Here is a 24,038-nt window from a genome sequence, read left to right on the forward strand (position 1 = left end):
ATACGGACAGAATCGCTGGGTAATTATTAGGTCAGGGTCGCTGGGTTCCTACAACCTTTTTTATTTGCGTGAGTTCCGTTTCGCAAAACTACAAAATCGAGAAAATGGTCGCAAAACTCAAAGTCGTGGTCTCAGTTCTCAGATTTTCCGGATAGAAATTTAAGAATGGGGCAAAGTAGATGTCACGAGTGAAGGCCACACCCATTCCCAAGCGACCACTTAAGGTTTTGTTCAAAAGATCCGCCTCACTGTCTCTGAATCGTGGATTCCAAAAGTTCATCGCCACAGAAGTGTAAACATTCACTCGATCAGAGAAATTGTATTTCACTTGCGGATAAAAACCCATGTGGTAGCGACTGGCTTTGCCGTCTTTCTTTTCGTAGCCTCTTTCATACAAGAAAATATTAAGACCGGTATCCAAACCCACCGCAAATCCAGAAGCTCCAAAGTTGTAAACCAAAGAGTTATCATAAGATAAAGAACTGTACTGCCCGACGTCGCGGAAATTCGGAACCGTCGTAATGGAAGCACCGTAAGAGTTTCTCATCTGCACTTCGCCCAAACGCGCGTTGCGATCATAGCTGATGAAGGGAGTTTTCACGTCTGTACGCTCAACCCCATGCAATGGAGTCAAAGCCGTGATCCCCGTCCCCACACTCAGCGCGCTTTTGCTATCCATACGGTAACGACCACTGATCGAACCTCCCAAAGACGTCGCAAACACGCCGATAGAACCGTCTGGATTCGGTTGATATTTATTAGAAAGATCCCCAATCGGAGGACCCGAATAAGCCAGAGAGAATTTCAAAGAGTAACGAGATAAAGAACCGGAGTCCGCCTTCAACTTGGTATCCGTGATCTCTTTGTCGTCTTCAAATTTTTTATTTTTAAGAACATCGCCCACTTTCAAGGTCGATTCCTGAGTCATAGACTCTGTGGAAGAGGTGGTGGAAATCGTGGATGCCGAAAGTGTTGTTGAAGACGTCTGTGCGTTTGCTGTCAAAGTCAAACCCACCAGAGCCACTACCAAAAGCCCTTTACTCATGAATATCTCCCTGTTTTCGGGAGTTTGTAACCGGGCGGGACTCAAAAGGAAAGTCATGGTTTTGCTGGGAGCACTGAGTTGGTAGTTTTTTCAGTCCCCTTGCCGCAGCTTATAGACAACCTGGGGGATGTATTCGATTACATCTGAAGCCACCATCGATAAAAGATCGTTTTTACGGGCTTTCCACAGGTTGGCCGTCGCTCCATGAATATATGCCCCTAAAAGAGCCGCTTTTGTGGCCGAGAGCCCCTGGGCCCTCAAAGCCGTGACCATCCCAGCAAGGACATCTCCCGTCCCTGCCTTTGCCAAGGCCGAATTGCCTGTCGCGATGGTATAAACCTTCTGAGAATTTGCCACCAAGGTCCCATGCCCTTTAAGCAGAACCACACATTGAAACAACTCTTGGGCCCGTTTCACTGCAGCCATGCGATCAAGATTGATCTGGTCGGCTGAGATTTTTAAACAACGGGCCAGCTCTCCCACATGAGGGGTGGCGATCCAAGTTGGCAACAGAGGAAATAAGTTTTTTTCCGCACACACCGTTAAGGCGTCTGCATCCAGAATAACTTTTTCTACTTTCTGTCTTTTGAGCTCGCGAATCACCGAAGCCGTGTAGTCATTCACGCCAAAGCCCGGCCCGACCAAGACGGCATCAAATTTTAATGAACTCCAGGGTTTTTTCGCCAGATTACACAGTAGAAAATCTGGATTCTGTAAAGATGAAACAGAGATGTTTTTTTGCGCCAAAGTCACATACCCGCTCCCCATTCGCAACGCGGCTTTGGCGGCAAGAACTCCCGCGCCGGGATACTCAGAGCTCCCTGCCATCAGAAGGCTTCGACCTCGCGTCGCCTTGTTGTCGGACTCTGAAACCGCAGGTAAAAGCTTTCTCGCGCCTTGTTTCTTCAAAATATGTCTCGGAGCAGTGGATTTTTCCATCAAGTTGAGTGTATAACCAGGCCTTATGATCGTAAAGACCGAAGCGGACCTGGAAGGTCTAAAAAAAATTGGAAAGATTGTCGCCAACTGCCTTCAGCATATGTCTCGTCAAATCGAGCCCGGAATGACCACTCGAGAGCTCGATGAGTTGGGGGGGCGATATTTAGAACTCCACGGGGCACGCTCCGGGCCGATGCTCACCTATAATTTCCCAGGATACAACTGCATCAGCCTGAATCACGAGGCGGCTCACGGGGTGCCCTCTGACAAAAAAAAGATCCAAAAAGGAGATCTTATCAACATTGATGTCTCGGCCGAGCTGGGCGGCTATTACGCGGATAATGGTGGCTCTTTTCTAGTTCCTCCCGGAAAAAAGGAGGAGCAACGCCTGCTCTCTGTGACTCGACAGGCTTTGGATGCCGCGATTCAAGCTGTAAAAGCGCGTGAGCTTCTCAACGTCATCGGCTATCACATTCAACGTGTGGCCACAGAAAATGGTTACACGGTGATTGAGAACCTCGGCAGTCATGGTGTTGGCAAAGGACTGCACGAAGAACCGAAGTTTATTGCTGGCTATTACGACAAATCAGACAAACGAAAGCTAAAGGAAGGGCAAGTCATCACGATCGAGCCTTTTATCTCTACAGGGGCCCGCTTTGTAGATGAAGAGCCTGATAATTGGACTCTGGTGACTGGCAAAGAATACCGCACAGCTCAATTTGAACACACAATGGTGGTACTTAAAGACCGAGCCTTGATTGTCACAATCCCAGATCCCGTTTGATTAGGACACCTTACTGATACTTTTTAACGTAGACACAGCGCCTAAATACTTGAGCTTCTCTGGAAAGATGAAAGGCTACTCAGGTCTAAAGACGGAGGGTCTATGAAACTATATTTTATTCTCGTATCACTGCTATTTGTTGCTTCTGCTCACGCCAGCGACCGCAAGGTTGGCAATGTCATTGCTGTTGAAAGAGAAGTCTCAGGTATTTATTCCACGTGCTTGAAAAATGGCCCCGAAGATACGACAAAACCACAGAGTTTCTTTTCTTGCGCAATTAAATACACAACAGACGGAGAGCTTCCAGTCAGCAAAGGTCGCGTAATTAAGCTGGTTGATGACAAATGTTCTGTCGTTGGTGAAACTGCAAACGGCACTCTTCTTATCACTTTCGCTGCGGCAAAAAGCCCCTCAACTTATGAGGCTTCCCGTTCTTGCCTTGAGCGTGCCTTGTCCACCAAGGACTATGTAAAAGTGATTGTCTACACTCTAGAATAATTTTGTATATTAGAATGGCCGCTTTGTAAGTGGCTTCCGCGGGACCTCTTTTTCATACTGAATTCTCATTCAGAAAAGAGGTCCATCATGAAACTCCTTCTTTTTTCTTCTCTCCTGTTATTTGCCCTGAATTCCCAAGCCATACACCCTCACGCCGACAAACCCTTGAAGGTTCTACCACCAGCTCAAGAGGGGCAACTTTATCACGGGGCCTTCACAGACAATAGCGAAGAAGAAAATCACGTGGTTCTTGAAAATATCCGTAAATTCGAACAACTGGCGACGAAGAAGGTCGCCTGGGTTTACTTTTCAAATCACTGGTTCAACGGTCGAGTGACATTTCCAACCGATGCCATTGAAACGATCAAAAAAAGTGGTGCGGTCCCCTACATCCGCATGAGTCCCTGGTCTCGACAACAAGAAGAGGTCGCCGACCCCCTCATCAACATGCAAAAAATAATTGATGGAAAATTCGATTCTGATCTTAAAGAGTGGGCTCGCCAGGCTCGCGATTCAGGCGTGGCCTTGATGATTGAATTTGGCCCTGAAGCCAACGGCAGTTGGTTTCCTTGGAATGGTGTTTGGAATGGAGGCTCAAAAAAAACAGATTATGGAGACCCCAACTGGCCCGATGGACCTGAACGTTTTCGAGATGCTTACCGCCATGTCGTGGATTTGTTTCGCGCTCAGGGAGCGAACAATATAACCTGGATCCTTCATATCGACACTTCTCAATATCCCGCCGCAGAATGGAACGACCCGAAGTACTACTATCCTGGAGACGACTATATCGACTGGATCGGAATTACCGTCTATGGCCAACAAGTCCCCAACGATGAAGACTGGGAGGAGTTTGTGCCTAAGCTCACTCGTTATATGCCTAAAATCGATGCCATCTCCAAAACAAAACCATTGATGATCTCGGAATACGCAGTGATCGAAGATCCCAACAACTCTAAAAGAAAAGCGAAATGGATTTCTGATGCGCTCAACTTTGTGATGAGTGCAAAAATCCCTCGCATCCGCGCCGCCACTTACTGGCACGCCGGAGGCTGGCTGCCCAACGGAAAAAATAATTTTAAAATTGATTCTTCCGCCGCCTCGCTGAAAGCCTATCAGGACGCCGTTTCAGACTCACGCTGGATCTCGGAGGTCCAGCTCACTCAATAGTTTCTTGGGTAAACCTTGATTTTTCACTATGGAAAGAGTGTCACATTCTTTCCATAGTCCACTTTTTGAGATTGATTCTTACTAATAGACTAAACATGAGTTAATTTCTAAATGAATCGCCTCCTTTTTCTTGCCCTTCAGAAATCCTCTCCTTAAAATACAAATCTGCCATAGTTTAATCATCACTATTTCAGAGGAGAATAAATGGCCAAACTCTTCTTTACAGAGCTTCCCACCCGCGAAGAACTTGAAAGAGATGCCTCCCTCTTGCATCCGAACTTAGATCATCTCACCTTGTACTCGCACATTCTGTTGAGACGGGTTGCCACGGATTTAGATATCAACTTGGATAGCTTCTTTTCTAGATACAATCTTTCTTCAGGGCGATTTGCATTGATGCTTCTACTGCAAAGAACCCCTCAGGGTCTTATGCCCTCTGAGCTGGCGCAGAAGGTGGGCGTAACTCAAGCCACCATCTCGGGCCTGATTAACAGCTTGGAAAAAGCCGATGTCGTCAAAAGAACTACTCACGAAAAGGATGGTCGCTCATTTGTCATTCTCTTGACTGATAAAGGACATAGCATCTGCAACGAGGTGCTTCCTCTGTATCACGAGCGCATTAGTTTGTTCTGGGCCGAATTTAATAACGGAGAAAAAGAACAGCTGAATTCCCTGATGGTGCGAATGATCGGCACTATCAATAAACTTGGAGACAAATAAAAAAAAGGGGCTCAAGGCCCCTTTGAAGTTCTAGTATTCGCCAGTCATCGTGCAGGACATGATATTTTCTAAAGTAAATCCCGAAGTATTTTGAAATGGACCGAAGTGGTTGTAAGAGCGACCAACCGCCATGTGCGGACTTACACAACGCTCTGTGGGAGCCTTCAAACTTCCATCGGACTTCACATTATAAGGATGAGTGTTGTAGGCCTTCACCGAGTTCACCTGAACCCCGAACATCCCAGTGACCTTGGCCGCTGCACAGAAAGCATTGAAGGTCTGCAAAGAGCTTCCCAAGACGCGAATCATCTCAGCCTGACTTGCCGAAGTTGAGATTCCGCATTTTGGATAGAGAACATTCCACTCACGGATGCAGGATTGGATATTGCCACCCGAGTCCGGAGTAAATTGGAAAAGACCGATATTCAAACGAGACTCTGCGGGTTGATTTGGATCTTCGTAAAAATTCACTCCCGCCGGGCGACGATATCCAGTGGGGGCATACTTTTCCGCCACTTTCTGAGCTTTCGCAGAATCCGCCGTCGTTAAAGACTCCATATACGACAAACACATCATGAACTTAGACCAAAGCTTTGAGGCCTTCACATAACCTTCACGATTGCCAGTCAAAGCGTCACGACGATAGGAGTTCATGCGATTGGCAAATTCGTTGATCTTCTTCACAGTGGACTCTGAAGGAAGATTCTTGCCGTTCAAAGTGGTCTCGAGAGTTCCTGAAGTCACGGTGCAAAGAGGATGAGAAATCAAACTGTTCGGCAAGTAGGTATTCACGTCCTTGTTAAGACCAAAATAGGAAGCGACGTAACCCAGTTGAGCTTTAGACGGCTGCATCTTGAGCTCCACGGCATAGGCGATGCGATCTGCGAATCGATCGTTTCTATCCAAAGTGGTATCACAACTGTCTGTACGGTAAGCCTCTTGCGCATTTCTTACCGGCAAAAGTTCCCGGTAAGTTTTGTAAGTTGTATCGACGATACCCCCAACGGGGTAAGACACTTCACGAAAGACATCAAACCCTTCAGGAGTGATTGAATCTGAAATAGCCGCCGGCTCTCGCACCACAGGGGGAGGAGTTGACGTTGGGGGCGGAGGTGTTGTTCCTGCGTTGGAACCACCGTCGCCGGTATTAATAGGTTTTTTTGCCATCGCAAAGGCTGCAGTAGAGAAGGTTGTTGCGACAAGGAAGGACATCAAGATGTTGATCGTGCTCTTTTGTGTTTTCATACCTCCTAGATCGGAGATAGGTCTTAGGACTTAAGAATACCTGGACCATTTTTCCCGACTTTTCCTGGAAAAAGGTAAAGTCATAAAAAACTGAAAAATTATTGTTCAGTCACCTTTAGACCATGGTCTTGAGGTCGAGTTTAAGATCTGCCGATCGTTGACCGATACTATGAATGCAACCAAAAAAGGGAGTATCAAAATGAGTCAACAATATGATGTACCGAACCTCTATAACTTCTTGCTTCACACTCCAGAGGGCGGGCTCAGAAAAATGCTCGTAGATAATAAGCCTTTCACTGAAGCTCACTTCAACTTGATGTTGAAGATTGTGCGCGCTTGTAGCGAGTCTCAGTTTACTGAGCACTTCGAAAAACAAGACTATCCCAAAATCAAAATGGGTCCCGCCGAGATCAAGTTGAAAGAAAAGTTCTGGGCCGAGGCGATGACGACCTGGAACAATCGTGGACTTCTCACGCCAGCTGTGGCAACTAAGGCAGCGTGATTGCTTATTTTACCTCAGAACAATTTCTACCAGAGCTTCTTGAAGAACTAAAAAACGTTCGCTCAGTTCATGGAAGCCTGGTTCTCACTGATGGGCCCCTGCAGACCTCTGTATGGGCCCAAAATATTTGGCTGAACCCTGAAATCATTCCTTTTGAGTCCATCAGCCAAGCGGCCAAGTCTTTAAAGGGACTGGGAAAGCTCTGGGCCCCCTACACGTTTGAACATCATCGCAGGGCTCAACTCATCCTAGAACAACTGCCGAAGCTAAAACCTCGGATCATTGATTTTTTAGCTCCTCTTCCTGAAGACAATTTAGGAGCTTGGACTTTATTGGACAAAAACACTCTTTTAGCCTCCAGCAAAACGAATTCACGTTTTCCTTTGGGGGAAGTTCGTTTTAATGAAGATAAAAAGAACCCTCCTTCGCGCGCCTATTTAAAGTTATGGGAGCTCTTTACAGTTTATAACATTCGCCCTCAAGCCGGGCAGCGAGTGGTCGACTTCGGAAGTTGTCCTGGAGGATGGACTTGGGTTTTACAGAAAATGGGCTGTGAAGTGATCAGTATTGATCGGGCCCCGTTAGAACCTCACATTGCCAAACTTCCGCGCATCCACTTCATGAAAACCAATGCCTTCACCGTGAAACCTGAGGACATCGGGGCCATTGACTGGTTCTATTCGGATATTATTTGTTATCCGGAAAAGCTGTTGGAGATGGTGCAAGCCTGGCAAAGTTCAGGACTTTGCCAGAACTTTGTTTGTACGATAAAATTCCAAGGTAAAACAGACTTTGCGACTCTTAAAAAGTTTCAAGCTCTTGAGAATGCGCAGGTTCAACATTTGTTTCACAATAAGCATGAGGTCACCGTATGGATAAAGACATCTTCACCCTGATTGGTCGTGAAGAGGAAAAGATCAAGCTTTGGCAAGATCTGGCCCATGCTAAAGGCGAAATTCTTTGTAAAGGCAAAGAAGATGCGGTGGCAAAACTTCGCATCCTTTTTTTCAATGCCAAAACAAAATCCCTGGAATGTGCTTTTGAATCCTCGACTACCCTGAAGAACGAAGAAGAGTACTTGGGGCATTTCTTTTTAGGCGGAGAAAAATATTATTTTCAGGCCGTTGCCAATGTTCACCAAGGAAAAGTGGTCGTCGCTCTTCCCGAAGAACTTTATCACCTGCAACGCCGTCAGAACTATCGCGTGAGAATTCCCGATGGTTATCAGGCTTTCTACAACATCATCTTGGTCAATGAAGTTCCTCAGCGCATCATAGGACAACTGGCCGATTTAAGCAGCCAAGGCTGTCGTGTGATCTATCGTTTAGACGCCCCCTTAATGAAACTCAACGACAACGTCACCGGCCACCTTGTGATCGGCAAACGCCCCCCGATTGAAATTAACGGTATCGTCCGTCACATCAAAGTCGACGAGGGCAACAAGGTCATCCAAACCTTCGGGATCGAGTTCACCCCACTCCCCCCGATCATCGAAAACAAACTCTTTGCCATCACCATGGAAATCCACAAAGAAGTCTTCAAACGCCCTTCCTAGAAGGTACGCCGTACCTTTTTGAAGTGCGCCGCGTTGGCTATTGCTCTGTGGAGTTGGGCTCTAACACCGTGGGATCTTTTTTGCGAATGGGCTCGTATTCATGATCCAAATCTTTTTGCATTTGTTGGCGCTTCAGCTCAGCCTGCTTCTTGATATCTGCCTGAGATTTTTTATTCTCCTCAAATCTTTTTGTATAGTCCCTGTGAAGCTGATTGAACTCATCCGTTTTAGCTCGGACATAGTCATCAAAGTTTTTGCGTTTATCGCGGGTCTCCGCCTCAAACTCGTCCCGCTTTTCTTTTTGATTGCTGTAGAAGTCTTTGCGTTTGGCTTCTAATTCATCAAAAAACTCTTTGCGATCCTCAGAGCTCGCTTTTCGTTTGGAAAAGCTCTTACGCTGCTCAGCTTGTTCTTTGCTGAAAGCTTCCCGATCTTCTTTCTGAGCTTTACTGAATTGCTCCCGGGATTTGGTCATGTCCTTATTGAAGAGGTCCCTTTTTTTATTCAAGATGCTTGAAAACTTGCCACGCACCTCAGAGGGACTGCGCGAAAGATCTGACATCATCTGATCCATAAAGGCCTTTTCATCATTTTCTTTTTTGACCTCAGGGGGAATCTGCTTACGAAGCGCCTCTAGAGCTTCCCGATCGGCCTTCAACGAGTATTTCTCATCGACCAAGGTCGTACCTGCGGGCTTGGCCTCCTCAGCAAATGAAGTCGCAGACCACATTCCTTGCACGATGAGAATCCCTAAGGCCAGCAGTCCTAAAGACTTTCGTCTGTTTGTATCTTGGAAGTTGGACGCTTCAACGTGCTTTGACCATGGTAAACTCATGAAGTTCTCCTGAAATAAGTCCTAAGAAATCTATTTTTGAGAATAATTGGACTCTTACGAAAACACAACTCACCGATAAGTGATCTATGCTATACGGACGAAGAGTGATCGAACCACAGCGCGTACCCCAGGGACAAGGTCCCCGTCGCTTTATATTGAACAAGAGCTTTCAATATAAGTATTGCTGGTACATGATCACGGCCGTTGCCGGAGGAGCGATCCTCTTTCTTCTTCCTGCCTATTTCTTCGTAAATCAAAATTATGAACTCTTCAAAAGTCTAGCTTACGATACACACCCCAGCTTCGTGGCTCATCTGGAGCGCGAAGTGACATGGCTTCAGATCTTCCTGGCTGCCAGTTTCGTCTTCTTAACGGGTGTCACTTTATTTTTAAGTATCCGTATGACCAAAAACTTATTGTCACCTTTAGTGACCATGGAAAAACACATGCATCAGTTGATGTTGGGTCAATGGCATATTCCCGACTATCATTTGCCGGATGATGATGACTTCCGCGAACTAGGAATGACTTACGACTATTTCTATCGTGCTCTGAAAGCCAACACCGAAACAGAACTTAAACTTCTGGAAAAACTAAGTATTGATCCGCAAAATCGTGAAGCCTACGCCGCTTGGAAACATCTTGTGGCCGAAAAGCGGGCTCGTTTGGGAATCAAAGAAGAGTTTATTACTAACGAGAACGTCGTAAGCTTGAGCGAATTTGATCAGAAACGTCGCGTTTCTTAATGGCCTCACGCTTATCATGGGTCTTCTTCCCCTTCACCAGCGCAATCTCTAACTTCGCTCGACCGTTTTTGAAATAGATTTTCAAAGGTACGCAGGAATACCCTTTTTCACGAAGGGCGCCGTAAATTTCTTCCAACTCTTTACGATTGAGAAGTAATTTACGCAATCGTTCGGGAACGTGATTGTTGTAACTTGAAGCTTTGTATTCCGCAATGTGAGCATTTTGCAAAAACGCCTCATCCCCACGGAAAGAAATATAAGAATCCTTTAACTGCACATCCTTATTGCGTAAGGACTTCACCTCACTGCCCGTAAGAACAAGACCCGCTTCGTAGGTTTCTACGATCGTATAATCGAATCGGGCTTTTTTGTTCTCTTGGACAATTAAAATGCTCATGTCTCAAATCCAAAATTCTTATAAAGACGGACAAACTGGGCCGGGCTTAACTCTTCAGCTCGAGCGGTCTCTTTAAAACCCATCTCGGCCAACCAACCAACCAGCTGCACTTCAGTTAGCTTCTTTTGGTTTAAAAGACCAGACAAATTTGACTTTAGAAGCTTACGGCGTTGAGCAAAACCGGCTTTCACAAACTTAAGGAACGCCTCTCGGTTCTTCACATCGCTTTGCAGACGCGTAAAACACAATACCCGACTGGCCACACGAGGAGGCGGCGAAAAATCCCGCGGTCCGGCCTCAGTCACCATCTCTGTCTTCCAAAAAGTCTGCGCTATCACACTTAAAAGACCGTAATGCTCTGATTTTGCGGGAGCTCGAATTCTTTGTGCGACTTCCTTTTGGAACATCAACACCATGTGTTCCACACCTTTAGCTTCCAAAGATCTGTCGATCACGATGCTGGAGGAGATTTGATACGGAAGATTACTGACAAAAACGACCTTCTTGTCAGAGTAAAATTGCGACCAATCCAATCGCAATGCATCTTCTTCAATCACCGGAAGACCTTGTTCCCGCCAATAAGCTGCGATCACTCGATCCAGTTCGATCAAAGTTAACGGCACGTTCATTTGACGAAGGAAATACGTCAAAGCCCCAGGGCCAGGCCCGACTTCGATCAAAACTTCCGGCTGAAAATCTTTTACTTGATTGATAATACGTTCAATGACCAGATCACTAACTAGAAAATTCTGTCCCAAAGATTTTTTGGCAAGAATTCCTAATTCTTGAAGAGTTTGTTCTAAACGTTCTCTTGATTGGCTCATCGGAAGTCCGTCGTCAAAACTTGCGGAGAGGGGCCTAAATCCAAGGTCGAAAACTCTCCTTGGGCCATACGTAAAACTCCTGCATAACCAATCATCGCGGCATTATCTGTGCAATAGCGAATCGGAGGAACTACCAATGTCAGACCCTTCTTCTCGGCCCACTCTTCGGCCCGAGCTCGCAAGCGCGAGTTCGCACTCACTCCCCCGGTTAAAATCACTCTTTTTGAACGAAATACTTTGGCGGCACGATCCAGCTTGGCAATAAGAACATCGACAATCGCCTCCTGGAAAGAGGCACACAGATCGGGAAGCTGTTCTTGCACAAGCTCAGGCCCCAACTGCTCAATCATTCGCTGACCTGCAGACTTCAAGCCTGAAAAACTCATATCAAAAGTGTCGTCGTGAATCATACTGCGAGGGAATTCAAAGGCTTCAGGGTTTCCAGACTTGGCCATCTGATCAATGCGCACTCCCCCGGGAAACCCCAACCCTGCCATTTTTGCAAACTTATCAAAACACTCGCCGGCGGCATCGTCTTTGGTCGCTCCCAAGACACGGTAATCGCCAAGGCCTTTAATCTGATAAAGACTGGTGTGTCCTCCGCTGATGGCAAGACCCACATACGGATAGCCAAAATCTTCGGGAGGAGCGTAGTGCGCGTCCTTCAGGAAAGGCGCTAAGAGGTGCCCCTCCAAATGATTGACCCCCAAAAAGGGAATTTTTTTTGCCTGAGAAAGAGATTTCGCCGTCACCAATCCGACAATCAAGGCCCCCACAAGGCCGGGCCGATTTGTTACGGCAATGCCTTGAATATCAGACCACGACATCGAAGCCTTCTTAAAAGCTTCTTCAATTAAAGGAATTAAAGCAATCGAGTGGTTGCGAGCGGCGATCTCGGGAACGATTCCGCCGTACATTTCATGCTCAAGGTCTTGAGAAGCTGAAACCACAGAATGAACCCATCCGCTACGATCTACAATCGCCACGGAGGTGTCATCACAACTGGTTTCAATAGCTAAAACTCTTTCAATCACTTGATTATTTTTTTAAACCCTTCAAACGGATTTTAGCACGACGAGCCTCTTCAGACTTAGGAAATTTACTGACCACTTCATCATAAAAGGTCTTGGCTTCCTCATTCATGCCTAGTTCCTGGAAAGAAACTCCGATTTTGTAGGTGGCATCCGCGAACTTTCCGCCCTTAGGGTTGTCGTCGCGATACTTTTGATAATTGAGAATGGCTTGCTTCCAGTCTTTTTTAGAGAAGAAGTCTTGTCCTGATTCATAGACATCTTTTTTCGTCTGCTTAGCGCTTTTTTCTGCATGGACGGCAGCTTTGTCGGCCTTCACTGCCTGCAATTCCGCGTTAAGTGCAAAGATGTCTCTTTCCATCTTCGTCAGCGCCTCCTGAAGAAGAGTCACCTTCTGATTGAGATCCATATTTTGCTGCTGAGAGCTTTTCAACGCACTCTCAACCCCAGAGTTATTCTGTCCTAAACGGTTTTCAACGACATCCACACGACCGTTAAGACTTCTCATCTGCTCTTCGAGATCCGCAAAACGGTTGCCCACATCGGCGTTGGTTCTTTGCAAAGTCACGACTTGTTGTTGCATGACCTGACGTTGTTCGTTGTCGCGAACTTCGTTACGAGTTTTTAGACATCCAGTCAAAAAGAGGGTCGTCGCAGCCAGGGCTATTACGAATTTCATAGAACATCTCCAGTTCTTTGGCGGATCAAACGCGCCGAATTTTCAGCCTTTTCTGCCGACACCCGAGCACGCACAAACTGTTCTTTGGCTTTAGAAAAATCACGATCTTCAAAGTAAATGCGGCCCTTACGATAGGCCTCTTCCGCCTGATGCCAGTATCCGGGAGAGTGGCGGGCCGCTTGAACGGAACGAGCCGCATCTAGAGCGGCTCGCGCGAGGGAATAATCCTCAATAGGTGCAGGAACTGTCTGACAGCCGACGATCACCGTGAAAAGTAACACTCCGATGAAAAGTCTCTGTAGTTTCACTCTGCACCTTTCTTAATTACTGAGCAGGGACAAAGTTCGCACGACGATTTTTCGCCCATGCCGCTTCATTATCACCCATCTCAAGTGGCTTTTCTTTACCGTAGCTGATAACGTTCAAACGATCTGTTGGGATACCCAAACTAACCATGTAAGCTTTAACGGCATTCGCACGTCTTTCACCCAAAGCCACGTTGTACTCAATCGTACCACGAGCATCACAGTGACCTTCGATTTGAACTTTCACGCTCGAGTTTTTCTTCATCCACTCCACGTTGCTCGCGATGTCTTTTTTCGCAGCCGCATCCAAGTTGGATTTGTCATAACCGAAATGAACAGTTACTAGACCGTCGATTTTACCAGAGTCAGAGCCCATTGGGTCAAAACTAAGTGGTGATGAATCGATCGCCGCGCCACCTGTAGGCAAAGTTTCAATTGATTGATCAGATTGAGTTTGTTTTCCCTTACAACCAGCAACCATTGCGCAGGCAACAAGACCAAGAGCTAATTTACGAAGCATGATGTCCTCCTATGAAGTTCCAAAAGTTATCATTACAATTAGAAACTTTAATTTATAGCATCTCATTGTCAAACCTTAGATTTCCTAATTGATGTTGCGTTGCTATACGGCTAATAGAGTAACTATGCAAAAACGACTTGTTTATCTTCTGTTCACTTCCGTCTGCTTCTTTTTCTCTCTTCACTCTTATGCACAATTGGAAGTCCCCTCTGAAATTCAGTGGAAAACTTTAACCACGCCCCACTTTCAAATCATTTTTAATGCCAAGCAGCAGGACCTTGGTCTTCTCTATGCCGAGAAACTCGAAAAAGCCTACTCTCAACTGCGGTCCTACTTTCGCTCTCTTCCCGAAACAACAGTGGTTATTATAAACGACAAAACAGATGTGACCAATGGATATGCCACTCGCATTCCCTACCCTCACATTATGGCTTACCCCGTCCTTCCCGGCCCCACAGAGGGATTGGCTGACACGGGCGACTGGGCCTTTGAACTCTTGGCCCATGAATACACTCACATTCTCAACTTTGAACCGGCCAATGGAGTGATGAAGCCCTTGCGAGCTGTTTTCGGAAATATTATCGCCCCCAATATTCTACTGCCCCAGTGGTGGAAAGAAGGACTGGCGGTCGAAATGGAAACTCGCCTTGGAAACCATGGACGCCTTCGCTCTTACTACCAAGACGCCGCCATTCGCGCCATGGTCGAAGACCAAAGCATCTATGATTTTGATATCGCCGAAGCCAACGAGGTCCTCCCGACATGGCCCGAAGGTATGAGACCTTATTTGTTTGGCTCTTTAATGTGGAGTCAGATGATGGCCGACAAAGGGACCGAGATCGCGGGAACCCTGAATGAAGAGCAAGGGGGGCGCGTCCCCTACTTTATCGAAGCCCCAGCCAAAAAACATCTCGGCCAAAGCTACCCGAACGAATACCGCCTCATGATGCAAGAGACCGTTGTTCGGGCGCAAGATCAAATGAAAACCCTGCGCGAAGCCCCCCTCACCACCGTCATTTTACCTAAAAATTCTTTTACCTCCGTGAGTGCACCGGCGATCTCCCCTGACGGCAAACATCTTGCCGTTATCACAGAAGATGACGCCAACTCTCGGGCCATTCGCATTGTCACTCGCGAAAAAGACGAACAAAGCTTCCTTGATGCCAAAAGCGCCGACACTGTTGAAAAATTCAATGAGGCCTTTGAACCGTCGACACCCAAAGATGGCCCCCCCACCGGAAGCATTCAACGCATCAGTTGGTTCCCTAACTCAGACCAGATCGTCTATGACAAAATTGATTATACAAACCGCATTGAGCGCTATTCAGACCTCTATGTTTACAATTTGAATACCAAAAAAACAGTCCCTCTCACCAAAGGCCTGCGCGGACGAGAACCCGCAGTTTCCCCGGATGGGGCCGCGGTGGTTTTCGTCAAACTTGAGGGCGGGCGCACTCGTTTAGGCCTTCTTCGCCTGAAAAGCTCCCAACCCCTGGAAGAGATTCTTTTTTCTCCCGAGTTGCAAGAGCGCATTTCCTATCCGCTGTTTTGGGATCAAGACACGGTGCTGTTTTCTTTGCGCAAGATTGACGGCAGCGAACAGCTTTATCGTTACTCCCTCTCCAGCAAAAAAAGTGACGTGCTTTTTCCTGAATACAAAAACATCCGCTTTGCGAAAAAGACCTCTGAAGGTTTACTGTTCACCTCGGGACAAAACGGCGTCTTGAATCTTTATCTTGCCGACAAAGATCTCCACAAAGCGCGCCCCATCTCAAACACTCTCACGGCGTTCTTCACTGGCGACATCGACCCTCTTCGCAAAGAAATCTTCGCGACTCATATGACCTCCCAAGGTTTGCGTGTTGCCGCCATCGCGCCCGAAAGTTGGCAAAACACCCCTGCCTCTTTACCTCAGATCTCTCCGTTGATGGCAGATCGCTATCAGAACATTTCAACCAACACCGCCGCCGCCAGCGAGGCCCAACAAGCCGTCGGCCAAGCACAACTTGAAGACTACTCCCCTTATGGATACTTGTGGCCACAATACTGGCTTCCCTTCATGTCGGGTTCGTCGAGCGAAACGGGGGTTGTGCTGACCGCCCAAACTTCAGGTTTTGATCCACTAAAAAAGCACGCCTATTCGCTTCTGGGATCTTGGGACACGGGGCTCAATCGCGGCAGCATTGAAGGCAGCTATCTAAATCAAGTCACATCTTTGCCGACGGCCGCTCAGGTATTTCGGCGCAGCTCTTACCTAGGGACCGTCGCAAACGAGATCAAAGATTTCGGCGCGGCCCTGGCCGTTTTGCCCGATATGTTCTGGGTCTCAAAATACACCAACCTGCAAGTGGGTTGGCAGTATCTTGAACGAGAAACCACCTCAAACACGACAAAACGAACCGGTCCTTATGTGATGCTCAGTCACAACAATTACTTTCAGTCCGGAGCGCAAATTTCCCCAGAGTCTGGCGGCGGGGCTTACCTCGGCGCTTATCATTACATTCCTCAAGATGGTTATCTGAATCACTCCCAGTTTGTGACCGGCGGAGAAATCTATCTTTCCAAATATCTTCCCAAACACCACGCCCTCATGTTGCGAGCCAATGGACTCTACACTCCTGAAAGGATTTCTTCTTTTTACGGCGCCTCCACCGAATCCTTGGTTTTTGCTCCTGACAGTCCTCTGCCTCAATACATCCTGCGAGGATACAAACGCGGACAAGTCTTCGGGCGCAATCTCGTGACCTTCAATGCGGAATATCGCTTACCGATTGCAAACATCTATCGTGGTTCAGGAACAGACCCCTTATTCTTACGTCGCTTATCAGGGGCCCTCATCGCCGACGGCGCGGCCGCAGACGGCGCCCTTGTGAACGACAAGGATCTGATCTACGAACCCATCAACATGAAACAATCTTTCTGGAGTGGCGGCATGGAGCTGAAGCTAGAGACCACCCTCGGATACGTTTTGCCCGTCAGCCTCGTCATTGGATACTACATTCCGTTCAACGCCCCCACCGGTGCCAGCGGTGTCGTGGCCAGCACTTTACAAATTTCGGGATTTTAACCCTCTCTCTGGGGTCTTGAGTCTTATTGATGAGTGTTGATGGCCCATCGCCCTCCCCCAGGATCCCCCTCCTGTGGGCGATGGGATTCCCCCTTTCTTATTTTGCAGCGAGCCAAACCGAGCAGTCTTGACAAAGAGCGAGGCCCTCGAAATTATTGAAGTTATCGACAACTAGCGGCGAGGATGCTGCGCGGTCATACCTGGAGGGGTTCATGGAAAAGATCAGCTGGATTAAAGAACTTGTGAAGGCTGAACAACAGATGGAAGAGTCCGGACTCGTGGATATGAGTTTTGGTTTTGATTCAGAAAAAATTCTGATCAACGAAACCATTCAGTTTTTATTAGAACTGAAAACCGAGTTTGTCGATGCCTCCACTTCGTTCAATGAACTGAAACCTTCCGCCTTGGGCCGTATTAAAATCTACGGTATCGCTAAAACCCATGCTGACTTTATGCTGTTCCGTAATGGCTTTAAAATGATTTTCTCTTTGAAAGCTCCGGGACAAATCAGCGTGCGTTTTAATTTTATTGGCACGAACTACATCCCAACTCCGGGATCCACAGAAGCGCAACAAACCGCCACCAACGTAATGGACGAACATATCGTCGAAGCTAAATGGGGTGCTTTTGGTGAGCTGATCTGGACCTACCAAGGACTTCCCGTAAAGTTGGAATACATGGTTCGTCACTATCTTACTTTGTTCATCAAAGAGAGTTCTAAGTAAGCCTTCTTACATCATGGATTTTTATCAGCGTCCCGCAGGGGGCGCTTTGATGAATTGCTCAGCTTCCATTCGCCTTTTTCATTTTTCCAAAGAACTTGGATTTCCCCTGCCTTTTGAAACTGAACTTGATAGCAAACTTCATTGCCTGAACTTCTTTTGGGCCGCTCTCCCTTTTCACAAGCCCTAAGAACCTGGGCTTTCCCACTGTCTTTTAAAAAAATATAGATGTCTTCGCGCAGGTTTTTACTCAGGTCCGAGGAAAAAGAATCCAAAACACAGCGAAGGCCGGGACAATTTTGCAAATGCTCAATGGATTTTTGTGCCTCCACGACCGACAAGATCTCCATCAGCGAACACCTTTCCCAGAACCCGCCTTTTGCTGCGGAGAACTTCCAGAGCGCCCCGCCCGAGCCACCTTACGGCACTCCGGAGAAAGCACATACTTTTCCACAGATAAATAGCGTTCTCTTAACTGCGAACAGGCCTCTTGAGACACCGGGCAGGTATAAGTTTCAGATTTTTTAGATTTTTGCGCTTGAGCTTCTAACTTAGAAATATTTTTCTGAAAACCACGTTGTGCTTCTGGGGAAGCCAGCTCATTGCAATTAATCCCCTCATCCCAGCCCGCATCGACATAGTCGGCCCACCTAAATTCACGCACTTGAGTCCACTTACCGTTGGCACATCGAAAGTAAGGATTCGGCCCCTCTGCCAACGCATGATAGAAAAGAACGCCCTGATAGTTGGCCATAGAGTCGGCATAAGAAATGGTTCCCGTCGAATCCCCTCCTGAATAGCTTTTCTCAGAACCCAGACTTGAGCTCAATGCTGTTGCCATCTGGTAACCGCTACGACGATAGGGAGTGTAAAACTCAAAACCCTGATCAATAAAATGACCAAACTTATCCGTTCCGATCAGTTGACCATTCACTTTAACGGTCGACGCTAATTTTAAACGATTAAAAATCCAGCCATTTTCCAGGACGCCTTCATAAATCGAATTTTGCGCATCCAAGGTTCTTTTCGCCACCTTTTGATTGTCTTCCGCCCAAGACTCCAAAGAGCCAATGAAAAAACGGGAGTCATTCAAGTCATGAAAAAGGATTCGTAACTTTCGAGCATCACCGCAGACAATTCCTTCACTGGCGGTTTCTTTTTGTAGCTCTTGCAAGCGACGATTCATTTCTCGATCGAAAATCTCGGTGCTGTCTTGCAGGGGTCTATAACGATCTGTCAGATTGTCCACTTCCTTGGCCGCGGCAATCAGTCCCGTGAGCAAAAAAAGAAAAAACACCATTAGATGGGTTGTCTTCATACGACTCGTTCAAACTTCAGATTGCGAGGATCAAAAACTTGAAACTGCAAAGGATCCACTTGTTTCACCTGCAGTCGGATGGGATCGTTCCTCTTAAGAGTCTGCCCGGTGTGATTGGAAATCAAAAGCAGCTCTCCGTGAAAGTTACAAAGAGCTTCCGTCGATGATGTGACCTCCTCCACCACCGCGTGAAGGATTTGGCCTTTTTGCAGAGATTTTAAAAAGGCGCCGGAGGCCAACGGATTAACCTAAATCTTTCGCCATATCAATACGACGGAATTCCACCGGACGAATCACGGCTTCCTTATTTGTATTGATGGGTTTCGCGGTCGACACGGCGGCCGTCGGAGTCGCGGGAGTGGGTTTTTCACTTAAGAAATTTTGAGCGATATTCTGCGTGACATTAAAAAGGGCCGATACATTATTGGCGGTCGTCTGCGCAGCTTCTTCTTGTTCTTTCACCTCTTGGCAAGCCGCCTTAAAGGCGTCTCCCAATTTTTTCAAAGCCTCTTGGTCGGCTTTCGGCACTTCAAACACCGTACTAAGATCGGGAGCAGCTTCGCGTTGCAGTGGGGTCATAAAGCTAATGTTATCGACATCGCTCAGATCCGAAGCAGAGGACGTGACTTCTGCCTCTTGCTGCGCCCATTCAGGAAGACTGTCTTCACAGAACATCAGTTGGTCCCGATTTACCTTCGCAATGAACTCGATCTCTCCGCGTGACAGGTCGCCAACTTGTTCTGCAATCTCATCGACACTCAAGCCTTGATGAGCCAAACGCGCGGCCTTCACATACTTAATGGTATTCTGGCGTTCCACGATCTCAGTGTGAGGAATACGATCTTGAAAAATCTTGGCGACTTCCAAGCTCTTTTGCATGCTTTGTTCGATCTTTACTAACTGCTTATCTGCAGATTGGATTTTTGTCTGAATATCTTTAACTTTTTGCTCAAGCAAAGCAGTGAGCTGATTGACTTGAGTTTCTGTGCGATCTGACAAATCTTCCAGAACGGCGATTTTGCTTTGTAAAAGCTGAAGACCTTTGCTTAAGCGAGGATCATCTTTAGGAGGGCGATTCAAGCGGACCCAAAGCCCTACAACTCCAGCTAATAAGATTAAATTCATAAGCACTTGCAGTAAGAACCAAAAGCTCACCGGGCCTCCTCGCCACAATATGATTTAATTCTAAACTGCCTTTGGTCTGTCTCACAATGAGACCTAGGTCTTGATTGTCTCTGTCTCGAAACCAGACTAGACCCCTGTTCACTTTGGAACACAAAATTCAATGTGTTATTCTGCAACAAAGGGGAGTGTGGATTATGTTTCTAAAGAAATATAAAGGGGTGTCTTGGACCTCTTTGCTGGTAGTGCTGTCTTTATCGGCCTGTGGCCCCGTAAAATTTTCAGCTCCATCGACTTCGAATGTCGATTCAAATACAACGCCAGATCCTAGTCCCACGGCATCTCCCACCAATCTTCGAGATGTTCGCTATAGCAACTCCGTCACACCGACCGACAATAAGCTTGATATCATCTTGATCGTGGACGATTCGAACTCCATGCTTCCAGACAATCAGAAGCTAGCAGAGAATCTTTCTGGATTTGTGACGAAACTTCAAAACTCAAATATCGACTGGCAGATGTGTGCAACGGTCACTCGAGCTCTTCCGGTCAGCTCCACACAGACAGCGTGGGGGGCTTCAATTTATTGGCAGGATTCTGACACACCTTCCTCCTCTCTGGGAATGGTCTTAAAAAAAGGCACCTCGAATCTTTCCACGATTTTCACCAAAACAATCAACTACATCAACGCAGGTTGGGTGGGCTCTGATGACGAGCGAGGAGTCAAGGCCGCTTACCACCACGTTTATAATGGTGACTATCGTTTTCAACCCAATAACGGATGTTATCGATCAGACTCGGCCATTGCATATATTGTTATTTCCGACGAAGACGAAAGAAGTGTCGGTGGCGATGCTTCTCAACAAGTTTATACTGGTGAGCTAAAAGCCCTGGAAGATGAAGACCGTCCTGAGGTTTTTGTTGCGTATGTTCGAGACACCTTCGGAGCCAGCCGACGTTTCACTGTAAACTCGATTATCGTAAAGCCCGGCGATTCAGACTGTAAGGCATCGCAAGATGCGGGCGGGGCCAAAAGCCACTATGGATTTAAGTATGCCGACCTCTCTGGTTTGACCAGCGGGGGTATTGGCAGCATTTGTGCTTCTGATTACTCTGCAAATCTGAATTTGTTCTTTGATCGCATTCAGGAGTCTCTAAGTTCTGTGCCCCTCGAGTGCAGCCCTTACAACGGCAACCTCACTGTCACCATCACTCCATCCATTGGCGAAGTTCAATCTCGAATTGAAGGTCTTAACCTGATCTTCAGCACTCCCGTTCCCGCAGGACACACGATTGATCTGGCCTATCAATGTGCGGATGGTCGCAGCCCTAGCTCCTTTGGCAAAGCAACTCCGGCTGTACAGGAGCAAGGATTCTTTGCTCGCATCGTTTCGTTCTTTAGAAATCTCTTCTAATTTAAAATCATAAATCAGATGCTACCGCCAAATCTAAGAGCGGTAGCACAGATTCACGATGTCCCTTTTATGGTACCGCTCCCACTGTGACTTCGTCCGGTTTGATTGTGATTCGTTGAGTTCCCACATCTACCGTCCAAACACCCGCCGATTTCGTGGCTGATGAGCTGACCGCCGTACAACCCACATTGAGTAATGTTACAAACTCTGCGGACGTCGTCTTCGTCGGATTATAGAACTTGCCGTGCCACTGACTTGGTTTGCTGCCACTGGGATTCGCCGTGAAAGTGTTGTTTTGCGTGAATGTCGTCGTCGCCGGAGCGGAAAGCACCTTCACGCAAAGAGTTTCTGTCCCATTTGTGATCTTCGCTTGAGTGTCTGACGTGTCAGTCATTTGATTCAATGAGTGAATATTCCACTCCCATTGCCGACTTGTCGACGAGGCCAGGTCATCATACACCAACACTAGATTCGGTCTGAGATAAACCATGGAACGCTTGGCCTTGCTTAAGGCGCCGTTATAAGATGGTGTCGCGTCTCCACTGACAACATCATAGGCCGGAGTCGTCACAAAATTGCTGACATTGCCATACCCCATTTTATCGCCAACTTCGTAGAAGATCTGCCCGATGCCACTATCAAAGGTGATCGCATTTTTTGCTTTGGTTGTATGATACCAGTTAAACCAGTGAGTTGTTTTGTAATCATCGTAATAGCCGGACTCAATCGCCAACCTCTTGCCCGCTGAGTTTATCACGAAGCTATTTTGATCCGCGTGACTGTGGTTAAAGGCTCCATAAGGAGCGGGACTGGACTTAAAATACACAGAGGTTCTGTTGAGATTCGACAAGTCACTATGCATAGCCACCTGTCCGATCGCCTTCAGATATAGAGAGTTAGGCGTGTTGGCAGGGAAAGTCTGAGCGCCTGAAAAATCAGCTGGAGGAGCCATCAAATATTCAATACGTGTTGGATCCTCTCCACTTAACAAAGACATATGCCATCGCCCCAAGGGAGACGGTGAAAAATATGTGTATCCTTTCCCATATCGAGCTTGATGTTCTGACTCATTGTACTCGGCACCATCGCCGAAGACCGTCGTACCTCCAGGCATACCTGGCGGAGTAAAGTAAGCAAAATAACGGCCCCAATTCCGCATCCAGGGTTTTTGAGCCATATCAATTCCGGTCGCATATCTTAACTGATACAAAGTGGGAAGAGTCTCACCCACGTCCCAATTTCCTTGAGTGCTGGCGTTTGCAAATCCGCCCTCTTCATCACCCCAAGGGTTCACGGCGTTGGCGACTTGAGGTATCGCGCTGGTAAACCAGGTATTTGCCTCCGTCAGATCTCCAGCGACCAAGGCCGAAATAACCGCGACAACAGTCAGTGTTTGATTGCCATGTGAATCTCTGGGATACATTGCGATTCTTGAGCGTGTCCCGATGATATCGGTATACATCAATCCATTCCGAGCGCTGATGGTATTCAGAAGCTGGGTTCTTTGCGCGGAAGACAGTCTGTCATAAAGCCAGTCGTATCCCAGTGCCACAGTCCAGACTAAATATCGAGATGCCATATCCATACCGTTAGACATGTTATATTTTGTCGGACCATTCGGATCCCACGAGGCAAGATTGACCACGCGTGTGATCGCATCATTACAGTAATTTGTCTGAGCACTAAAGGCACAAGCCTGAAGAGACGCCAAAGCCAACTTACTGTATGTGTAACAGTCATCAGCAGTGGTACCAGGATTCGGCAGAGTTTGTCCAAAGTGCCCACTGACCTCCGTCAGAAGAGAGTTCACTGCAGACAGTCTTTGACTTTTCATTGTCGCCAACGTCGTCGCATCCGGCAAAGAGCGCGGATGAGTTTTGGCAGAGACTGTACTATAAAGAGTCCCAATATTTGGAACCAGGAATGGTTTTGAGTTTTGATCCACTCGGAACTTACGTGGGCTGCTGGTGACGCCGCCGGGATTTCTGACCACCCAAGAGTATTCCCCCTCTGTCAGCACTTCATCCCAGTTCAACCAATTCTGAGAAGCCGTCATGGATTTTGTATGCCCATCTGGATAAGTTAACGTCACCTGATAGCTGCCGCTTGCAACATCTGGCCATCGAAAATCTGGTGGACTTTGCTCCACCACCAAACAATCGGTTGGGCGAACCGCCTGAGCCAACTGATTGTTAGAGACCATCCAATCCGTAACTGAGTTAGGAACACATGCCACGGGTGTTGGTGTTGGCGTAGGTGTTGGTGTTGGTGTAGGTGTAGGTGTAGGTGTAGGCGTCGGCGTAGGCGTAGGCGTAGGCGTAGGCGTCGGCGTTGGCGTAGGCGTTGGCGTTGGCGTTGGCGTAGGCGTTGGCGTTGGCGTAGGCGTTGGCGTAGGCGTTGGCGTAGGCGTAGGTGTAGGTGTAGGTGTAGGTGTAGGCGTCGGTGACGGGGGTGCTGGATGATTGCCATTACCAGACGATGGTGTTCCTGGAGGATTAGCAACACTACTGTTAGGAGGCGCTGGTCGAGTCCCACTTCCTGGACGAGTTTTTGAACTTTCAACTTGAGTCCCTGAAGACGAGTTACACGAACACAAAAA

27 protein-coding genes are annotated in these 24,038 nt (G+C 47.4%); 12 read left to right on the forward strand and 15 right to left on the reverse strand.

Annotated elements, in window-relative coordinates; genetic code table 11:
* Positions 1–88: 88 nt before the first annotated feature.
* On the reverse strand, positions 89–1,045 hold the full coding sequence (locus tag ACM64D_RS05435; protein WP_415062175.1) for a hypothetical protein: 957 nt from the start codon (positions 1,043–1,045) through the stop codon (positions 89–91).
* 90 nt (positions 1,046–1,135) lie between these two features.
* Complete coding sequence (locus tag ACM64D_RS05440) at positions 1,136–1,984, reverse strand: NAD(P)H-hydrate dehydratase (protein ID WP_415062176.1); 849 nt, start codon at positions 1,982–1,984, stop codon at positions 1,136–1,138.
* A gap of 25 nt (positions 1,985–2,009) precedes the next feature.
* Here ACM64D_RS05440 and map point away from each other — a divergent pair, with 25 nt between their 5' ends.
* The 4 genes from map to ACM64D_RS05460 all read left to right on the forward strand — a co-directional run bounded on the left by map (position 2,010) and on the right by ACM64D_RS05460 (position 5,156).
* A complete protein-coding gene (map, locus tag ACM64D_RS05445) occupies positions 2,010–2,768 on the forward strand; it encodes a type I methionyl aminopeptidase (RefSeq protein ID WP_415062177.1) in 759 nt (252 codons plus the stop codon).
* Between the two features lie 102 nt (positions 2,769–2,870).
* Complete coding sequence (locus ACM64D_RS05450) at positions 2,871–3,266, forward strand: hypothetical protein (protein ID WP_415062178.1); 396 nt, start codon at positions 2,871–2,873, stop codon at positions 3,264–3,266.
* Positions 3,267–3,353: 87 nt separating this feature from the next.
* Positions 3,354–4,436 (forward strand): glycoside hydrolase family 26 protein, encoded by a 1,083-nt coding sequence (locus ACM64D_RS05455; protein ID WP_415062179.1) that lies wholly within the window; start codon positions 3,354–3,356, stop codon positions 4,434–4,436.
* 204 nt (positions 4,437–4,640) lie between these two features.
* Positions 4,641–5,156, forward strand: coding sequence for a MarR family winged helix-turn-helix transcriptional regulator (locus tag ACM64D_RS05460; RefSeq protein ID WP_415062180.1), 516 nt, complete (start codon positions 4,641–4,643; stop codon positions 5,154–5,156).
* 30 nt (positions 5,157–5,186) lie between these two features.
* Here ACM64D_RS05460 and ACM64D_RS05465 read toward each other — a convergent pair whose 3' ends face one another.
* Complete coding sequence (locus tag ACM64D_RS05465; RefSeq protein WP_415062181.1) at positions 5,187–6,401, reverse strand: hypothetical protein; 1,215 nt, start codon at positions 6,399–6,401, stop codon at positions 5,187–5,189.
* Positions 6,402–6,600: 199 nt separating this feature from the next.
* Between ACM64D_RS05465 and ACM64D_RS05470 the strand changes: the two genes are divergently transcribed.
* Genes ACM64D_RS05470 through ACM64D_RS05480 form a run of 3 tightly spaced genes read left to right on the forward strand, consistent with a single transcriptional unit; the run spans position 6,601 to position 8,458 of the window.
* Positions 6,601–6,903 (forward strand): hypothetical protein, encoded by a 303-nt coding sequence (locus ACM64D_RS05470; RefSeq protein ID WP_415062182.1) that lies wholly within the window; start codon positions 6,601–6,603, stop codon positions 6,901–6,903.
* Positions 6,900–7,799, forward strand: a complete 900-nt coding sequence (locus tag ACM64D_RS05475) for an SAM-dependent methyltransferase (RefSeq protein WP_415062183.1) — start codon at positions 6,900–6,902, stop codon at positions 7,797–7,799. The genes ACM64D_RS05470 and ACM64D_RS05475 overlap by 4 nt, the downstream gene beginning before the upstream one ends.
* Complete coding sequence (locus tag ACM64D_RS05480) at positions 7,775–8,458, forward strand: flagellar brake protein (RefSeq protein ID WP_415062184.1); 684 nt, start codon at positions 7,775–7,777, stop codon at positions 8,456–8,458. Before ACM64D_RS05475 ends, ACM64D_RS05480 begins: the two co-directional genes overlap by 25 nt.
* A gap of 37 nt (positions 8,459–8,495) precedes the next feature.
* On the opposite strand, the gene ACM64D_RS05485 is transcribed toward ACM64D_RS05480, so the two are convergent.
* Positions 8,496–9,293, reverse strand: a complete 798-nt coding sequence (locus tag ACM64D_RS05485; RefSeq protein ID WP_415062185.1) for a hypothetical protein — start codon at positions 9,291–9,293, stop codon at positions 8,496–8,498.
* A gap of 86 nt (positions 9,294–9,379) precedes the next feature.
* Here ACM64D_RS05485 and ACM64D_RS05490 point away from each other — a divergent pair, with 86 nt between their 5' ends.
* The gene (locus tag ACM64D_RS05490; RefSeq protein ID WP_415062186.1) at positions 9,380–10,039 is read left to right on the forward strand and encodes a hypothetical protein; all 660 of its coding nucleotides are present in this window, start codon (positions 9,380–9,382) and stop codon (positions 10,037–10,039) included.
* Here ACM64D_RS05490 and smpB read toward each other — a convergent pair.
* From smpB to pal, 6 genes are read right to left on the reverse strand one after another with little or no spacing between them, the layout of a single operon-like run.
* A complete protein-coding gene (smpB, locus tag ACM64D_RS05495; protein WP_415062187.1) occupies positions 9,984–10,436 on the reverse strand; it encodes an SsrA-binding protein SmpB in 453 nt (150 codons plus the stop codon). The two genes, ACM64D_RS05490 and smpB, sit on opposite strands and share 56 nt — an antisense overlap.
* Entirely contained in the window at positions 10,433–11,260 is an 828-nt protein-coding gene (gene rsmA, locus ACM64D_RS05500) for a 16S rRNA (adenine(1518)-N(6)/adenine(1519)-N(6))-dimethyltransferase RsmA (RefSeq protein WP_415062188.1), read from the reverse strand. Before rsmA ends, smpB begins: the two co-directional genes overlap by 4 nt.
* Positions 11,257–12,291, reverse strand: coding sequence for a tRNA (adenosine(37)-N6)-threonylcarbamoyltransferase complex transferase subunit TsaD (gene tsaD, locus ACM64D_RS05505; RefSeq protein WP_415062435.1), 1,035 nt, complete (start codon positions 12,289–12,291; stop codon positions 11,257–11,259). Before tsaD ends, rsmA begins: the two co-directional genes overlap by 4 nt.
* Positions 12,292–12,298: 7 nt before the next feature.
* A complete protein-coding gene (locus tag ACM64D_RS05510; RefSeq protein WP_415062189.1) occupies positions 12,299–12,970 on the reverse strand; it encodes a tetratricopeptide repeat protein in 672 nt (223 codons plus the stop codon).
* A complete protein-coding gene (locus ACM64D_RS05515) occupies positions 12,967–13,278 on the reverse strand; it encodes a DUF4398 domain-containing protein (protein WP_415062190.1) in 312 nt (103 codons plus the stop codon). Before ACM64D_RS05515 ends, ACM64D_RS05510 begins: the two co-directional genes overlap by 4 nt.
* 16 nt (positions 13,279–13,294) lie before the next feature.
* The gene (gene pal, locus ACM64D_RS05520) at positions 13,295–13,795 is read right to left on the reverse strand and encodes a peptidoglycan-associated lipoprotein Pal (protein ID WP_415062191.1); all 501 of its coding nucleotides are present in this window, start codon (positions 13,793–13,795) and stop codon (positions 13,295–13,297) included.
* 124 nt (positions 13,796–13,919) lie between these two features.
* Here pal and ACM64D_RS05525 point away from each other — a divergent pair, with 124 nt between their 5' ends.
* Together ACM64D_RS05525 and ACM64D_RS05530 are read left to right on the forward strand one after the other, a co-directional pair.
* Positions 13,920–16,862 carry a hypothetical protein gene (locus ACM64D_RS05525; protein ID WP_415062192.1) on the forward strand — a complete coding sequence of 981 codons (2,943 nt, stop codon included), beginning with the start codon at positions 13,920–13,922 and terminating at the stop codon, positions 16,860–16,862.
* A gap of 212 nt (positions 16,863–17,074) precedes the next feature.
* Positions 17,075–17,587 (forward strand): hypothetical protein, encoded by a 513-nt coding sequence (locus ACM64D_RS05530; RefSeq protein ID WP_415062193.1) that lies wholly within the window; start codon positions 17,075–17,077, stop codon positions 17,585–17,587.
* An 11-nt stretch (positions 17,588–17,598) separates the two neighbouring features.
* Here ACM64D_RS05530 and ACM64D_RS05535 read toward each other — a convergent pair whose 3' ends face one another.
* Genes ACM64D_RS05535 through ACM64D_RS05550 form a run of 4 tightly spaced genes read right to left on the reverse strand, consistent with a single transcriptional unit; the run spans position 17,599 to position 20,057 of the window.
* Positions 17,599–17,934, reverse strand: coding sequence for a hypothetical protein (locus tag ACM64D_RS05535; RefSeq protein ID WP_415062194.1), 336 nt, complete (start codon positions 17,932–17,934; stop codon positions 17,599–17,601).
* Positions 17,934–18,902, reverse strand: coding sequence for a TonB-dependent receptor (locus ACM64D_RS05540; protein ID WP_415062195.1), 969 nt, complete (start codon positions 18,900–18,902; stop codon positions 17,934–17,936). Before ACM64D_RS05540 ends, ACM64D_RS05535 begins: the two co-directional genes overlap by 1 nt.
* Entirely contained in the window at positions 18,899–19,141 is a 243-nt protein-coding gene (locus tag ACM64D_RS05545; protein ID WP_415062196.1) for a hypothetical protein, read from the reverse strand. The genes ACM64D_RS05540 and ACM64D_RS05545 overlap by 4 nt, the downstream gene beginning before the upstream one ends.
* 4 nt (positions 19,142–19,145) lie before the next feature.
* On the reverse strand, positions 19,146–20,057 hold the full coding sequence (locus ACM64D_RS05550; RefSeq protein ID WP_415062197.1) for a DUF2802 domain-containing protein: 912 nt from the start codon (positions 20,055–20,057) through the stop codon (positions 19,146–19,148).
* 164 nt (positions 20,058–20,221) lie between these two features.
* Between ACM64D_RS05550 and ACM64D_RS05555 the strand changes: the two genes are divergently transcribed.
* Positions 20,222–21,439, forward strand: a complete 1,218-nt coding sequence (locus ACM64D_RS05555; RefSeq protein ID WP_415062198.1) for a hypothetical protein — start codon at positions 20,222–20,224, stop codon at positions 21,437–21,439.
* A 67-nt stretch (positions 21,440–21,506) separates the two neighbouring features.
* Here the strand turns inward: ACM64D_RS05555 and ACM64D_RS05560 are convergent, their stop codons facing one another.
* Positions 21,507–23,642: a heparinase II/III family protein gene (locus tag ACM64D_RS05560; RefSeq protein ID WP_415062199.1), complete on the reverse strand. Its 2,136-nt coding sequence runs from the start codon at positions 23,640–23,642 to the stop codon at positions 21,507–21,509.
* Between ACM64D_RS05560 and ACM64D_RS05565 the strand changes: the two genes are divergently transcribed.
* Positions 23,629–23,901, forward strand: coding sequence for a hypothetical protein (locus tag ACM64D_RS05565; RefSeq protein ID WP_415062200.1), 273 nt, complete (start codon positions 23,629–23,631; stop codon positions 23,899–23,901). The two genes, ACM64D_RS05560 and ACM64D_RS05565, sit on opposite strands and share 14 nt — an antisense overlap.
* Positions 23,902–24,038 lie beyond the last annotated feature (137 nt).

The organism is Bdellovibrio sp. (assembly GCF_047637665.1).
Lineage (GTDB): Bacteria > Bdellovibrionota > Bdellovibrionia > Bdellovibrionales > Bdellovibrionaceae > Bdellovibrio.